Origin of the sequence: Streptomyces achromogenes, assembly GCF_030816715.1 — a bacterium.
In the GTDB taxonomy this organism is placed as follows: Bacteria; Actinomycetota; Actinomycetes; order Streptomycetales; family Streptomycetaceae; genus Streptomyces; species Streptomyces achromogenes_A.
Genome location: NZ_JAUSYH010000001.1, coordinates 7,294,957 through 7,308,784, shown reverse-complemented (window position 1 = coordinate 7,308,784; position 13,828 = coordinate 7,294,957). Strand labels below are relative to the sequence as shown.

The following is a 13,828-nucleotide window of genomic DNA, read 5'->3' as shown; positions in this document are numbered from 1 at the left end:
GGCCGCCGCCATGCAAGGCGGCAGGCAGCAGGCCGGCCGTCCCGGCCGCGAGCGTCGGCCGGGACGGGACGCCCGCAGCGTCAGGCAGTGCGCCGGTGCGACTCTGCGCCGGACACATGACGCGATTCGCCACCCGCGAGCAGGGCCCCCACGCGGCGGGCCGTGGCCGCGTCCCGGGCTGCCGTGAACGGCAGGGAGTTGCCGCCCCTGACGCGGAACGGCTCGCCGGTGAGCGTGAGGTGGGCGCCGCCGGCCTCCTCGACCAGGAGCAGCCCGGCCGCATGGTCCCAGGCCGCCTCCCAGGAGAAGGCCGTGGCGTCCAACTCTCCCCGGGCGATGGCGAGATACTCGAGGCCGGCCGAGCCGCACGCGCGCGGGGCGACACCGTCCGTCCACAGCCCCAGCAGGGCACGCTTCTGTTCGTCGGTCGTGTAGTCGGGGTGCGAGGTGGCCACCGTCAGATCGCGGCCCGGCTCGGGCGGGCCGGCGAACAGCCGCTCGCCGTCGAGGAAGGCGCCGCCGCCGCGGACCGCCGTGGCCAGGAGGCCGCGGGCCGGAGCGTAGGTCCAGGAGGCGTGCAGGACGCCGTGGTGGACGAGTGCGACCAGGGTGCAGAAGCCGTCGTCCCCGTGCACGAACTGCCGTGTGCCGTCGACGGGGTCGACGATCCAGACCGGTGTCCCGCCCTGTATCGCCTCGTACGTCGCCGGGTCGGCGTGCACCGCTTCCTCGCCGACGACGACCGAACCCGGCAGAAGGGCGCCCAGCGCCTTCGTGAGGAACAGCTCGGCGTTGCGGTCGGCGTCCGTCACCAGGTCGTGGGGGCCGTTCTTCTCGTCGACCTCGTGCGCGGCGAGCTGCCGGAAGCGCGGCATGATCTCGGCTGCGGCGGCCCGGCGGACCGCCTCCTCCACGTCGGCCGAGTGGCGGGCGAGAAACTCGTCGATGGTTTCCGTGTGTTCGATCATGCCTCCATGAGAGCACGCCGCACTGACAATCCCCGCCCGCCCGGTGCATCACGGGTGGAATCGGGATGAAGAACGGGAGACCGCACGTCCGGCGCGGGGCGGGGCGGGGCGGGGCGGGCGCGGACGTCGCCGGACCGTGCGCGGCGCCGTCACCGACCAGGAGCGTTTCTCAGCGGCCCACCGCGTACCCCTGCATCCCGCGCGGGTTCGCGGCCGCCGACAGGATTCCGGTCGCCGGATCGCGGGCGACCGCGCAGAGCCGGCCCTCGGACCAGGCGTCGCCGACGGTCACGCGATGACCGCGTCGCCGCAGTTCCTCCACCACCGCAGCGGGCATCCGGGACTCCACGGTGAGGCTGCCCGGCCGCATGCCGCGCGGGAAGAAGGAGCCGGGGAAGCCGTCGGTGTGCCAGTTGGGCGCGTCGATCGCCCCCTGCAGGTCGAGTCCGCCGCGCACCCGCGCGCGCAGGGCGACCCCCAGGAGGAAGTGCAGCTGCCACTGGTCCTGCTGGTCGCCGCCGGGCGTGCCGAACGCCATGACCGGGACGCCGTCGCGCAGCGCGAGCGACGGCGTGAGGGTGGTGCGCGGGCGGCGCCCCGGCGTGAGGGAGTTCGGCAGGCCCTCCTCCAGCCAGGTCATCTGCAGCCGCGTGCCGAGCGGGAAGCCCAGCTCGGGCACGACCGGGTTGGACTGCAGCCAGCCTCCGCTGGGCGTCGCCGCGATCATGTTGCCCCAGCGGTCGACGACGTCGAGGTGGCAGGTGTCGCCGCGGACGGCGCCGTCCACCGCGACCTCCGGCTCGCCGGGAACGGGCGACGCCGGCCCTTTGGCGACGGTCGGCTCGCCGACGCCCAGAGGGCTGAAGGCGGGGTCGTCCGCGGCGATCACGCGCGCGTGCGCGCTCAGCCGCGGGGTGCGTCCGCCGGGGCTGCCGGGCCGCAGCTCGCACGATGCCTCGTCGCCGATCAGCCCTCGCCGCTCCGCGTTGTAGCCGGCGGCGAGCAACGCCTCCAGCGGGACCTCGGCCGCGTCGCCGTACCAGGCCTCGCGGTCGGCCATGGCGAGCTTGCAGCCCTCCACCAGGAGATGGACGTAGGCGGCCGAGCCGTACGCGGGCAGTTCGGGCGGGAGCAGCGCCAACTGCTGCAGGAGAGCCGGGCCCTGGCTCCACGGGCCGGCCTTGCACACGGTCCAGCCGTTCCAGTCGTACGTCGACGGCGTCTCGTAGGACGCGGACCAGCCGGCGAGGTCGGCGGCCGTGAGCGTGCCGGTGTGGCGCTCACCGCTGGTGTCCCGGGTGGGCCGGGCGGACTGCCGCACGAGCGCCTCGGCGACGAACCCGGACCGCCACACCTCCCGCGCGGCCTCGATCCGCGCCTCCCGGTCGCCCGCCGGGGCGGCCTCGGCGAGCAGCCGCTTCCAGGTTGCGGCGAGCGCCGGGTTGCGCAGCAGTTCACCGGTGCGCGGCGACCGCCCACCGGGCAGGTACACCTCCGCCGACGAGGTCCACTCCGTCTCGAACAGCTCCCGTACCGTCTCGACGGTCGCGCCGACGTTCTCCACGGGCGCGTGCCCGTGCTCGGCGTACCCGATCGCGTACTTCAGGACGTCGTCGAGGGACTTGGTGCCGTAGTCCCGCAGGAGGAGCAGCCAGGCGTCGAACGCGCCGGGGACCGCAGCGGCGAGGGGTCCCGTTCCGGGCACGAGGTCCAGGCCGAGACCGCGGTAGTGCGCGACCGTCGCCCCGGCCGGCGCCACGCCCTGCCCGCACAGCACGCGCACCTCGCCGCCGGCCGGGGCGAGCAGGATCGGGACCTCTCCGGCGGGCCCGTTGAGGTGCGGCTCGACGACGTGCAGCACGAACGCCCCGGCCACGGCCGCGTCATAGGCGTTGCCGCCGTCCTCCAGCACGGCCATCGCCGACTGCGAGGCCAGCCAGTGCGTCGAGGAGACCATGCCGAAGGTGCCCTGGAGGGTGGGGCGGGTGGTGAACTGCATCTCTCACCTCGGTGTCCGCGTGCGTGGGTCGAACACCCAACCTAAGGCGAGCCGTGGGGAGGAACCGGGGAGAACGAGCGCGAGGCCGGTTCCGCCACGTGGAGCCGTCGCCTCCCTCGCCCCGAACCCGCTGTCGCTGTCGATGTCGATGTCGCTGCCGTCGATGTCAGCTGTGGACGGTCGTTTCTGCGCTTCCCGGGGGCGCGGCGTCAGTTCGCGCTCGGCCCTGTCGTCGAGCCACGGATCACGAGGCTGGTGGGAACGACGCACGAGGGGGCCGCCTTCGGCGATCCGCGCACGTGGTCCAGGAGCAGACGCGCCGCCGCCTCACCCATCTCCCGCATCGGCTGTCGGACGGTGGTCAGTGCCGGATAGGTGTACGACGCCATCTCGACGTCGTCGAAACCCACGACGGCGACATCCTGCGGAACCCACAGGCCGGCCGCGTGCAGTGCGGCCAGCACACCGGCCGCCGAGGGGTCGTTGTGCGCGAAGACCGAGTCGAACTCCAGGCCGTCGGCGACGGCGCGCGCCACCGCGCTGCGGCAGCGTTCGAACTGGAAGTCGCCGCGGACGATGCTGCTCCGGTCGATCTCGATGCCGGCTTGCGCGTACACGCCGAGGAAGCCGTCCAGCCGTTCCCGGGTGCAGCCGAAGGTCTCGGGGCCGGCGACCACGAGGGGACGACGCCGCCCGATCTCCAGCAGATGCCGGGCGGCCTGTTCACCCCCCAGACGGTTGGTGGTGGCCACGTAGGGGAATCCCGGCCGCTGGAAGCGATCGTCGATCAGTACGACCGGCAGCCCCGCTTCGTGCAGTTCCGTGATGTACCCCATGGCGCCCTCGGGCTCCATCACCAGCAGACCGTCGAACGACCTGGCCGCGACCTGCAGACCGAGCCTGCGCAGTGACTCCTCACCGCGGTTCCAGGTCAGCATGCGCAGCCCGAAGCCCTCGGTCTCCAGGGTTTCGACGACCGCCTGCACGATGCCGGCCCAGGCCCAGGCCGTATCGGGGACCAGCATGCCGATCATCTGGGTGGTGCCGCGTGCGAGTCCGACCGCTCCGGCGCTCGGCACATAGCCGAGCTCCGATATCGCCGTGCGGACCCTCAGGACCGTGTTCTCGTTGATCTCGCCCTTGCCGTTCAGCACGCGTGAGACCGTCGTCTTGCTGACGCCGGCCCGTGAGGCCACGTCGGCGATGGTGACTCCCATGCCACCTCCTCTCACTCCGCGCGGTGCGGAGGACGTCCTCCGCACCGAAGGCCGATCGTACAGAGACCGGCGGAACCGGTACCAGTACCGGAAGCGCTACCGGAACCGGTTTCGGAACCGGTTCCGGCAGTGAATCGCCGAGAGGCGCAACCCGTCGGCACACCGGAAACGACTCGTTCACGGGGAAGTCGTCAGCCGTCTTCGGGAGCGGGCAGTTCGCCGGAGCCGCGGGCGAGGTAGCGGGTGGGCAGCACGCGGTGCCGGGCGGGGCCGTCCTCGCCGGCGAGTCGGTCGAACAGCAGGTGCGCGGCCTCCCGGCCGATGGCGGCGTGGTCCTGGGCGATCACCGAGATGCCGGGTTCGAGCAGGCCGGCGAGGGGCAGGTCGTCGAAGCCGACCAGCGCCACGCGGCGCTGCAGCCGAAGGTCCTGCAGGGTCCGGCGGGCCCCGACGGTGAGGAGGTTCTGCCCGGAGACGCACGCGGTGGGCGCGTGGGCGAGGGACAGGAGCTCGCGGGTGGCCGCCCGGGCGGCCTCCGCGCCGTGCAGGCCGCGCCTCACCAGAGAGGGGTGCAGGACGCACCCCACGTCGGCGAGCCCCTCGACGAAGCCGGCGTAGCGCTCTTCGGCGGTCCAGATCGAGCGGAGGTCCCCGAGGAAGGCGATGCGCCGGTGACCCGCCTCGTGCAGCCTCCTCACCGCCGCCCGCACGCCCGCCCGGTTGTCCACCGTCACGGTGTCCACCTGCGGCGCATCGGTGCGGCGGTCGACGCAGACGACGGGTGTGCCGGCGCGGTGGGCGGCCTCTAGGTCGGCGTCGTTCTGCCCGGTGGGCACCACGATGAGGCCGTCGACCCGGCGGGCGGTGAGGGTCTTCAGCAGGCCGCGTTCGCGGACCGGGTCCTCGTCGGTGGACCCCGCCAGGAGCAGCATGCCGCGCTCGGCGGCGGCGTCCTCCACCGCACGGTGCAGCGCGGCGGAGAAGGGGTTGGCCGCGTCCTCCAGGACCAGGCCGAGGGTGCTGGTGCGCCGGTCCGCCCGGCGCAGACTGCTGGCCGTCAGATCGTGGCGGTAGCCGAGCAGTTCGGAGGCACGCGTCACCCGTTCCGCCAGGTCAGGGGTTACGGGCTTGCCGTTGACGACCCGCGAGACGGTGGCGATCCCCACCCCGGCCATGGTCGCGACGTCGCGCATCGTCGCCGGTCGCCGGCCTGTGTCGTTCCGCTCGCTGGACAACGTTTCTCCCGGGGATCCATGGCACCGTGCAGCCGCCCTTCAGCGCCCTCATCCTCGCATTCGGGCGTTTTCCCGCACAGGGTCTGGACTTCGGCGACGGGTTGCCCGTACGTTCAGCGAAACGTTTCCAGCCATGGCGCTGGAGCCGCCCGGGCCGTGCTGCCCACAGCGGGTTCGACCGTGGCCTTGGACGAGGCCACGGCCCCGACCGCCGCCCGCAACCGACCCGCGTGCAGCGCCACCCTCACCCGTACCCGTACCCGTACCCGTACCCGTACCCGCACCCGCACCCGCACCCGCACCCGCACCCGCACCCGCACCCGCACCCGCCGGATCCTGCGACGGCTGAGCCGCTGTCCGCCCGCCCGCAAGGAGCGCCATGTCCAGAACCCTTCGTCCGCGCCGCAGACTCCTGGCCGCGCTGGCCGTCCTGTCCGGGCTCGGCCTGGTCGCCGCCTCCCCCGCCGTGGCCGACACGCTCTACCACGAGCCGTACCGCCCCCAGTTCCACTTCACCCCGGCACAGAACTGGATGAACGACCCCAACGGCCTCGTCTACTACAAGGGCGAGTACCACCTGTTCTTCCAGTACAACCCGTCCGGCAACAGCTGGGGCAACATGTCCTGGGGCCACGCGGTCAGCACCGACCTCGTGCACTGGAAGCAGCTCCCGGTGGCCATCCCCCAGGACGACCAGGAGATGGTCTTCTCCGGCAGCGTCGTCCTGGACGCGAGCAACGCCACCGGCTTCGGGACCAGGAAGAACCCCCCGCTCGTGGCCGTCTACACCAGCGCGCAGAAGGCCTCCGGCAGGCAGCAGCAGGCCCTTGCCTACAGCACCGACGGCGGCACCACCTGGACCAAGTACCACGGCAACCCGGTGCTCGACATCGGCTCGAACGACTTCCGCGACCCCAAGGTCTTCTGGTACGCCCCCACGCGGCGCTGGCTGATGGCCGTCTCCCTCGCCGACCAGCACAAGATCGCCTTCTACAGCTCGGCGGACCTCAAGCACTGGACCCACCAGAGCGACTTCGGCCCGGCCGGCGCCACCGGCGGGGTGTGGGAGTGCCCGGACCTGTTCCCGCTCCCGGTCGACGGCGACGCGAAGAAGACCAAGTGGGTCCTGGCCGTCAACCTCAACCCCGGCGGCATCGCGGGCGGCTCCGGCGCCCAGTACTTCGTCGGCGACTTCGACGGCAAGAAGTTCACGTCCGACGACGCCGGCACCGCGTACACCCCGCCGGGCGGCACCGTCACGCAGGACTTCGAGTCCGGCTCGTTCGGCGACTGGACGGCCGGCGGGAGCGCGTTCGGCGGCGCGCCGGCGACCGCTGCGCTGGACGGGCAGTCACCGGTCACCGGCTTCGAGGGCAAGGCCTTCGCCGACAGCTTCCACGGCGGAGACGCCTCCACCGGCACGCTGACCTCGCCCGAGTTCACGGTGAGCGGCAACTACATCAACTTCAAGGTCGGCGGCGGCATGCACCCGTACGACCCGGACGCCGTCCTGGGCGACCAGCCGGCGCCCACCGGTGCGACCCTGGCCGACTTCGAGGGCAGCACGTACAGCAGCCCCGTCGGCGACTGGACCACCACCGGCGAGGCGTTCGGCGCCGGACCGGCCCAGGGCGCCGTCGGCGACCAGCAGCAGGTCTCCGGCTACCTCGGCAACGGCCTGGCCAACAGCTTCCACGGCGGCGACGCCTCCACCGGCACCCTGACCTCGCCTGCCTTCACCATCGACAAGAAGTACCTGAACTTCCTCATCGGCGGCGGCTATCACCCCGCGAGCTCCGACGCCCCCACCGCGGTGGAACTCGTCGTGGACGGCCAAGTGGTGCGCTCGGCCACCGGATCCGACGACGAAGCCCTGAAACGGGCCTCCTGGGATCTGTCCGACCTGCAGGGCAGGCAGGCCCGGATCAAGGTCGTGGACGACAACACGAGCGGCTGGGGCCACCTCAACCTCGACCAGGTCGTCCTCTCCGACACCCAGGCCAAGCCCGCCTCCACCGAGACCGGGGTCAACCTGCTCGTCGACGGCAAGGTCGTGGACAGCGCGACCGGCGGCCAGAGCGAGAACCTGGACTGGGCGTCCTTCAACACCGTGGCCTACCGGGGCAAGAAGGCCCGGATCCAGATAGTGGACGCCAACTCCGGCGGCTGGGGACACGTCCTCGCCGACCAGTTCACCACAGCCGACAAGCCCGCCCTGAACACCACCCGGCGCGCCCACTGGCTCGACTACGGCGCGGACTTCTACGCCGCCAACACCTGGACCGACGCACCCGGCGGCCGCCGGGTCATGGTCGCCTGGATGAACAACTGGGACTACGGGCAGGCCATCCCCACCACGCCGTGGCGCAGCGCCGGCTCCTTCCCCCGCCGGCTCTCCCTGAAGACGGTGGACGGCAGGGTCCGGTTGGTCCAGCAGCCGGTCGGTGAACTGGCCTCCCTGCGTGGCGCCCGCACCCGCGTGCCGAGCACCCGCGTCGCGGACACCGCCGTCCCGCTCCCGGTGCACGGCGGCAGCCTGGAGATCCAGGCGGACCTCACCCCCGGCACCGCCGACCGCTCCGGTCTGGACGTCCGCACCGGCGGCGGGCAGCGCACCCGCATCGGCTACGACACCACCACCGGCGAGGTCTACATCGACCGCACCGCCTCCGGCGCGACCGACTTCGCCCCCTCCTTCTCCGGCGTCCAGCGTGCTCCCCTCGATCTCCACGGCGGCCGGCTGAGCCTGCACGTCCTCGTCGACGCCTCCTCCGTCGAGGTCTACGCCGAGAACACGCGCGGCGAACAGGTCACCCTCACCGACCAGGTCTTCCCCGACCCGTCCAGCAACGGCGTCGGCGCCTTCGCCGAAGGCGGCACCGCCACCCTCGACCGCACGCAGGCGTGGCAGCTGAAGTCCATCTGGCCGTGACAGGCACCGGGACCGTGCGCCGGACGCCATGAGCGGCGTCCGGCGCACACCCGCCGCCCCCGCATCGGCACTGCGCCCCCCATGCCTCGAAAGGGCGTGATGTCCCGGTAGATCCTGCCCCCTTCGTCATCGCGCGGCCACGGAGCGAGTTCACACTTCCGCCCCACAGGGAGTCATGTGACACTGGCGTCTGCTGTCCGCACTGCGGACCCCGTCCGCACCGTCCCCCACGAAAGTGCTCCGTGCGCTCTCTCCCACTGCCGCTCGCCCTCACCGCGCGTCTGACCCCGGTGGTCGTGCTCGCGTGTGCGGGCTGGGCGATGTCGTCCGGCCCGCTCGACGAACCGCAGGACACCGCGAGCAAGGACACGCAGAAGACCCAGTCCGACAAGGCGTCCGGGTCGTCCTCCACCGCCGTCTCCAAGACCTACGCCGCCGCGCCCGCCCCGTGCACCGGGGTGACCGTGAAGACGGTCGCCGCGCTCGTGCCGGGCGCGAAGGCGGCGGGCAAGGAGATCCCGTCCACGGACACCGCCCTGCGCCGCACCTGTTCCTGGAACGCGCTCAAGGGCTACGACTACCGCTGGCTCGACATCTCCTTCGAGATCGCGGATTCGGACGAGGCGGCGCAGAGCTCGTACAAGGAGCGCACCACGGAGAAGAGCGGCGGCGGGGCGGTTCCGGGGCTCGGCGACGAGGGCTACTCGGTGGTGAACCTCACCACCGAGGACAAGCAGCAGACCCGTGAGGGCGTCGTCATCGCGCGGGTGGCCAACGCGCTGGTGATCGTCAACTACAACGGCAGCGACTTCGAGACGAAGAAGGCGCCCGCCACCGACGAGATCAACAAGGGCGCGATCAAGGCCGCGAAGGAAGCGGTGGCCGCCCTGCAGAGCGGCAGCAAGACCTGAGCCGCGCGGTCCGTTCGTCCCGTCCGGGCCGCGACATCGCGCGTGCAGGGGACGGCGTCCGCGCGTCACGGGTGACGAGGCCCGGCCCTCACCGCGTCCGCGCGTCATCACTCACCACGCTTGCACCTCACCGCGTCCGCGCGCCACGGCACTTGGACGGCAGGGCGCCTGTGCGTCGCCGCGCCCGGGGCGACGCCGGACGTCCTGGCGTCACGCCGCCCGAACGGCGGACCAGCGCCCTGCGGCACGCGCGCGGGGATGCGCGCGTGCCGGGGACGCCCGTCTCAGACGGTGCTCTCCTCCCGTCGGCCGCGCGGCAGCATCAGGGCCAGGTACACCACGATCGAGGTGCCCAGACCGACGGCCCAGCCGTAGTCGGCGAGCGGTTCCAGCGCCGGGATCGGACGGCCGTCGAACAGCGGCTTGAAGCTGGCGCCGCCGATCGCGAGGACACCGCCCGTCACGAAGGCGGCCACGGCCCGCCAGTTCCAGCCGCCGTCGTACCAGTAGCGGCCGCCGGCCCGGTACAGGTCGGTCAGGTCGAGTCTGCCGCGGCGCAGGATCCAGTAGTCGGCGATGAGGATGCCGGCGACCGTGCCCAGCAGACCGCCGACGAGGCCGAGCCAGGTGAAGATGTAGCCCTGCGGATCGGAGTACAGCTTCCACGGGAAGATCAGCACGCCGAGCACGCAGGTGGCGAGTGCGCCGGTGCGGAAACTGACCTTGCGGGGTGCGACGTTGGAGAAGTCGAAGGCCGGGGACACCAGGTTGGCCGCGATGTTCACCGACAGGGTCGCCACCAGCACCGTCACCAGCGCGAAGAGCAGCCCGACGGCGTTGTCCGTCTTGGCGGCGAGCTGTACCGGGTCCCAGATCGTCTCGCCGTACACGGCCTGCGAGCCGGAGGTGACCATCACCGACAGCAGCGCGAACAACGTCATCGTCGTCGGGAGGCCGAGAGCCTGTCCCCAGGTCTGCGCCTTCTGCGACTTACCGTAGCGGGTGAAGTCGGGGATGTTCAGCGACAGTGTGGACCAGAAGCCGATCATGCCCATGAGGGATGGCCAGAAGAGCTTCCAGAAGTCGCCGCCCCAGCCGAGCTTGGAGGGCTGGTCCAGCAACGGGCCGAAACCGCCCGCTTTGTTGCTCATCCAGATCAGCATGACGAGCGCGCCGACGAGGACGAAGGGAGCCGCCCAGTTCTCGAAGCGGCGGATCGTCTCCATGCCCCGGTAGATGATCGCGACCTGGATCACCCAGAAGATCGCGAACGACAGCCACATGGTCCAGGCGTAGCCGCCGATCTTCCCGGCGTCGCTCCAGCCGCCGCCGATCAGCTTCCCGGCGAGGAAGTAGATCGCCTCACCGCCGATCCAGGTCTGGATGCCGAACCAGCCGCACGCCACCAACGCCCGTACCACGGCGGGGAGGTTGGCGCCGCGGATGCCGAAGGAGGCGCGGGCGAAGACCGGGAAGGGGATGCCGTACTTGGGTCCCGCGTGCCCGGTGAGCAGCATCGGCACCAGCACGATCACGTTGGCCAGGGCGATGGTGAGCACCGCCTGCTTCCAGTCCATGCCGACGGCGATCAGACCGGAGGCCAGCGTCCACGACGCCGTGTTGTGGGCCATGCCGACCCACAGAGCGGAGAAGTTGTACGTGGTCCAGGTGCGCTTCTCCACCGGGACCGGGAGCAGGTCCTCGTTGGCGTAAGGGCCGCTGGGCTGCGGCGAACCAGGGGCGATCTCCACCCGGCCGTCGGCGAGGGTGACTTGGGCGGTCGGCGGTATGGCCGTGGGAGCGGTGTCGGTCATGAGCAGGCCAATCAAACGAGGGGTGGATCCGGAAAGGCCGTGCGGGGTCTCCGGCCCCCTCCTCCCCGGACGGTGGAGGAGGGGAGAACTGGAGTGGGGGGATGGGGAGGGGAGCGGTGGGGAGGGGGGCGGTGGGAGGTGGAGCGGGGGGAAGGTGGGAGGTTGAGCGGTGGGAAGCCGGGAGGTTGAGCGGTGGGAAGCCGGGCGCGGGAGGGAACAGGGAGAGGGAAGGGTCAGCTGTTGACCGCCGGGATGACCGTCGCGCCGTAGGCGTCGATGACCTTCTCCTGCGCGTCGTGCATGTCGTAGACCGCGAACTGGTCGACGCCGAGGTCGCGCAGGGCGTTCAGCTTCTCGATGTGCTTCTCGACCGGTCCGACGAGGCAGAACCGGTCGACGATCTCGTCGGGCACGAACGCGGTGTCGGGGTTGTCGCTGCGTCCGTGGTGCGAGTAGTCGTAGCCCTGCCGGGCCTTGATGTAGTCGGTGAGCTCCTCGGGGACCTGGGCGGAGTGCTCGCCGTACTTCGACACCAGGTCGGCCACGTGGTTGCCGACCATGCCGCCGAACCACCGGCACTGCTCGCGGGCGTGGGCCAGTGCCTGCGGCGAGTCGTCGTCGGTGACGTACGCGGGGGCGGCCACGCAGATCTTGACCTCGCCCGGGTCGCGTCCGGCGGCGGTCGCCGCGTCCTTCACGGCCTTCACCATGTACTCGGTGAGGTACAGGTCGGCGAGCTGGAGGATGAAGCCGTCGGCCTCCTCGCCGGTCATCTTCAGCGCCTTCGGCCCGTACGCGGCCATCCAGACGGGGAGCCGGGCGTCGTCCTTGATCCAGGGGAACCGCACGACCGCCCCGCCGAGGTCCGCCTCCCCGCCCGAGCCGAGCGCCCGGATCACCTTCATGGCCTCGCTGATCCGGGCGAGGGTGTTGGGCGCGCGGCCGGCGACGCGCATCGCGGAGTCGCCGCGGCCGATGCCGCAGACGGTGCGGTTGCCGAACATGTCGTTGAGGGTGGCGAAGGTGGAGGCGGTGACCTCCCAGGTGCGGGTCCCCGGGTTGGTCACCATGGGGCCGACGGTCAGCCTCTCGGTGTTCGCCAGGATCTGGCTGTAGATCACGAACGGTTCCTGCCAGAGCACGGCCGAGTCGAAGGTCCAGCCGTGGGTGAAGCCGTTCCGTTCGGCGCGCTGCATCAGGCTGACGACCTTGGAGGCCGGCGGGTCGGTCTGCAGGACGAGTCCGAAGTCCATGGGCGCTGCTCCTAGTTGAGGTACTGGCAGGTGGAGCGCGGGGTGTAGACGCCGTGCCCGGCGTGTCCGGTGTACTCCCGCTCGGTGATGACGAGTTCGCCCCGGGACAGCACCGTCTCGACGCGGCCGGTGATCCGCCTGCCCTCGTAGGCCGAGTAGTCGACGTTCATGTGGTGGGTCTCGGCGGAGACGGTCTGCTCGGCCTGCGGGTCGTAGATCACGACGTCGGCGTCGGCGCCCGGGGCGATGGTGCCCTTCTTGGGGTACATGCCGAACATGCGGGCGGGGGTGGCGCAGGCGATCTCGATCCAGCGGCGGCGGCTGATGTGCCCGTCGACGACGGCCTGGTGGAGCAGGTCGATACGGTTCTCGACGCCCGGCAGCCCGTTGGGGATCTTCGAGAAGTCGCCCCGGCCGAGCTCCTTCTGGCCCTCGAAGCAGAAGGGGCAGTGGTCGGTGGAGACGACCTGGAGGTCGTTGGTCCGCAGGCCCTGCCACAGTTTGGCCTGGTGCTCCTTGGGCCGCAGCGGTGTGCTGCACACGTACTTCGAGCCCTCGAAGCCGGGTTCGGCGAGGTTGTCGGTCGACAGGAACAGGTACTGCGGACAGGTCTCGCCGAAGACGTTCAGCCCTTCGTCGCGTGCCCTGGCCAGTTCCGCAACCGCTTCCATCGCCGATACGTGCACCACGTACAGCGGCGCGCTCGCGACCTGTGCGAGCTTGATCGCGCGATGGGTGGCCTCGGCCTCCAGCAGGGCCTTGCGCACCTCGCCGTGGTAGCGCGGATCCGTCTCGCCGCGCGCCAGCGCCTGTTCGACCAGCACGTCGATGGCGATGCCGTTCTCCGCGTGCATCATGATCAGTCCGCCGTTCTCGGCGGAGCGCTGCATGGCGCGCAGGATCTGGCCGTCGTCGCTGTAGAAGACGCCGGGGTAGGCCATGAACTGCTTGAAGGAGGTGACGCCCTCCTCCACCAGATGGTCCATCTCCTTGAGCGTGTCCTGGTTCACGTCGGAGACGATCATGTGGAAGCCGTAGTCGATCGCGCAGTTGCCCTCGGCCTTCGCGTGCCAGGCGTCGAGGCCTTCGCGCAGGCTGTGCCCGACGCTCTGCACCGCGAAGTCGACGATGGTCGTCGTGCCGCCCCAGGCGGCGGCCCGGGTGCCGGTCTCGAAGGTGTCGGAGGCGAAGGTGCCGCCGAACGGCAGCTCCATGTGGGTGTGGACGTCCACCCCGCCCGGGATCACGTACTTCCCGGTGGCGTCGATGACCCTCTCGGCGGTCCAGGCCCCGGCGGCCGGGGTGCCGGAGGCGGCGAGGGCGGCGATGCGGCCGTCCTCGATCAGGACGTCGGCGTGGATCTCGTCGGACGCGGTGATGACGAGACCACCCCGGATGACGGTTCGGCTGCTCATTCTCCCTCTCCTGCCGTGTTCAACGCTGTCGTCGTGTCTGAGGGTGCCGCCGGTCCGGCCTCCGTGCACCGGACCGGCGGCGGT

9 protein-coding genes are annotated in these 13,828 nt (G+C 71.4%); 2 read left to right on the top strand and 7 right to left on the bottom strand.

Annotation, left to right across the window (positions count from 1 at the left end; translation table 11 throughout):
* Positions 1-80 precede the first annotated feature (80 nt).
* From QF032_RS32680 to QF032_RS32665, 4 genes are all read right to left on the bottom strand, one after another.
* Positions 81-968, bottom strand: coding sequence for an inositol monophosphatase family protein (locus tag QF032_RS32680; RefSeq protein WP_307047433.1), 888 nt, complete (start codon positions 966-968; stop codon positions 81-83).
* Between the two features lie 169 nt (positions 969-1,137).
* Positions 1,138-2,967 carry a gamma-glutamyltransferase family protein gene (locus tag QF032_RS32675; protein WP_307058845.1) on the bottom strand — a complete coding sequence of 610 codons (1,830 nt, stop codon included), beginning with the start codon at positions 2,965-2,967 and terminating at the stop codon, positions 1,138-1,140.
* A gap of 209 nt (positions 2,968-3,176) precedes the next feature.
* On the bottom strand, positions 3,177-4,184 hold the full coding sequence (locus QF032_RS32670; RefSeq protein ID WP_307058843.1) for a LacI family DNA-binding transcriptional regulator: 1,008 nt from the start codon (positions 4,182-4,184) through the stop codon (positions 3,177-3,179).
* Positions 4,185-4,375: 191 nt separating this feature from the next.
* Positions 4,376-5,419, bottom strand: a complete 1,044-nt coding sequence (locus QF032_RS32665) for a LacI family DNA-binding transcriptional regulator (RefSeq protein ID WP_307047426.1) — start codon at positions 5,417-5,419, stop codon at positions 4,376-4,378.
* A gap of 379 nt (positions 5,420-5,798) precedes the next feature.
* On the opposite strand from QF032_RS32665, the gene QF032_RS32660 reads away from it, so the two are divergent.
* Together QF032_RS32660 and QF032_RS32655 are read left to right on the top strand one after the other, a co-directional pair.
* Complete coding sequence (locus QF032_RS32660; protein ID WP_307058841.1) at positions 5,799-8,351, top strand: glycoside hydrolase family 32 protein; 2,553 nt, start codon at positions 5,799-5,801, stop codon at positions 8,349-8,351.
* Positions 8,352-8,593: 242 nt separating this feature from the next.
* A complete protein-coding gene (locus QF032_RS32655; RefSeq protein WP_307058840.1) occupies positions 8,594-9,262 on the top strand; it encodes a hypothetical protein in 669 nt (222 codons plus the stop codon).
* Positions 9,263-9,546: 284 nt separating this feature from the next.
* Here the strand turns inward: QF032_RS32655 and QF032_RS32650 are convergent, their stop codons facing one another.
* From QF032_RS32650 to hydA, 3 genes are all read right to left on the bottom strand, one after another.
* Positions 9,547-11,076: an NCS1 family nucleobase:cation symporter-1 gene (locus QF032_RS32650; RefSeq protein ID WP_307058838.1), complete on the bottom strand. Its 1,530-nt coding sequence runs from the start codon at positions 11,074-11,076 to the stop codon at positions 9,547-9,549.
* A 233-nt stretch (positions 11,077-11,309) separates the two neighbouring features.
* Entirely contained in the window at positions 11,310-12,329 is a 1,020-nt protein-coding gene (locus tag QF032_RS32645) for a TIGR03842 family LLM class F420-dependent oxidoreductase (protein WP_307058836.1), read from the bottom strand.
* Positions 12,330-12,340: 11 nt separating this feature from the next.
* Entirely contained in the window at positions 12,341-13,744 is a 1,404-nt protein-coding gene (gene hydA / locus QF032_RS32640) for a dihydropyrimidinase (RefSeq protein WP_307058835.1), read from the bottom strand.
* Between the last annotated feature and the right edge of the window lie 84 nt (positions 13,745-13,828).

Excerpts from the sequence above, each read along its gene's own strand:
- QF032_RS32670 (WP_307058843.1), bottom strand. The coding sequence starts at position 4,184 with ATGGGAGTCACCATCGCCGACGTGGCCTCACGGGCCGGCGTCAGCAAG.
- QF032_RS32675 (WP_307058845.1), bottom strand. The coding sequence starts at position 2,967 with ATGCAGTTCACCACCCGCCCCACCCTCCAGGGCACCTTCGGCATGGTC.
- QF032_RS32680 (WP_307047433.1), bottom strand. The coding sequence starts at position 968 with ATGATCGAACACACGGAAACCATCGACGAGTTTCTCGCCCGCCACTCG.
- QF032_RS32650 (WP_307058838.1), bottom strand. The coding sequence starts at position 11,076 with ATGACCGACACCGCTCCCACGGCCATACCGCCGACCGCCCAAGTCACC.
- QF032_RS32660 (WP_307058841.1), top strand. The coding sequence starts at position 5,799 with ATGTCCAGAACCCTTCGTCCGCGCCGCAGACTCCTGGCCGCGCTGGCC.
- QF032_RS32645 (WP_307058836.1), bottom strand. The coding sequence starts at position 12,329 with ATGGACTTCGGACTCGTCCTGCAGACCGACCCGCCGGCCTCCAAGGTC.
- hydA (WP_307058835.1), bottom strand. The coding sequence starts at position 13,744 with ATGAGCAGCCGAACCGTCATCCGGGGTGGTCTCGTCATCACCGCGTCC.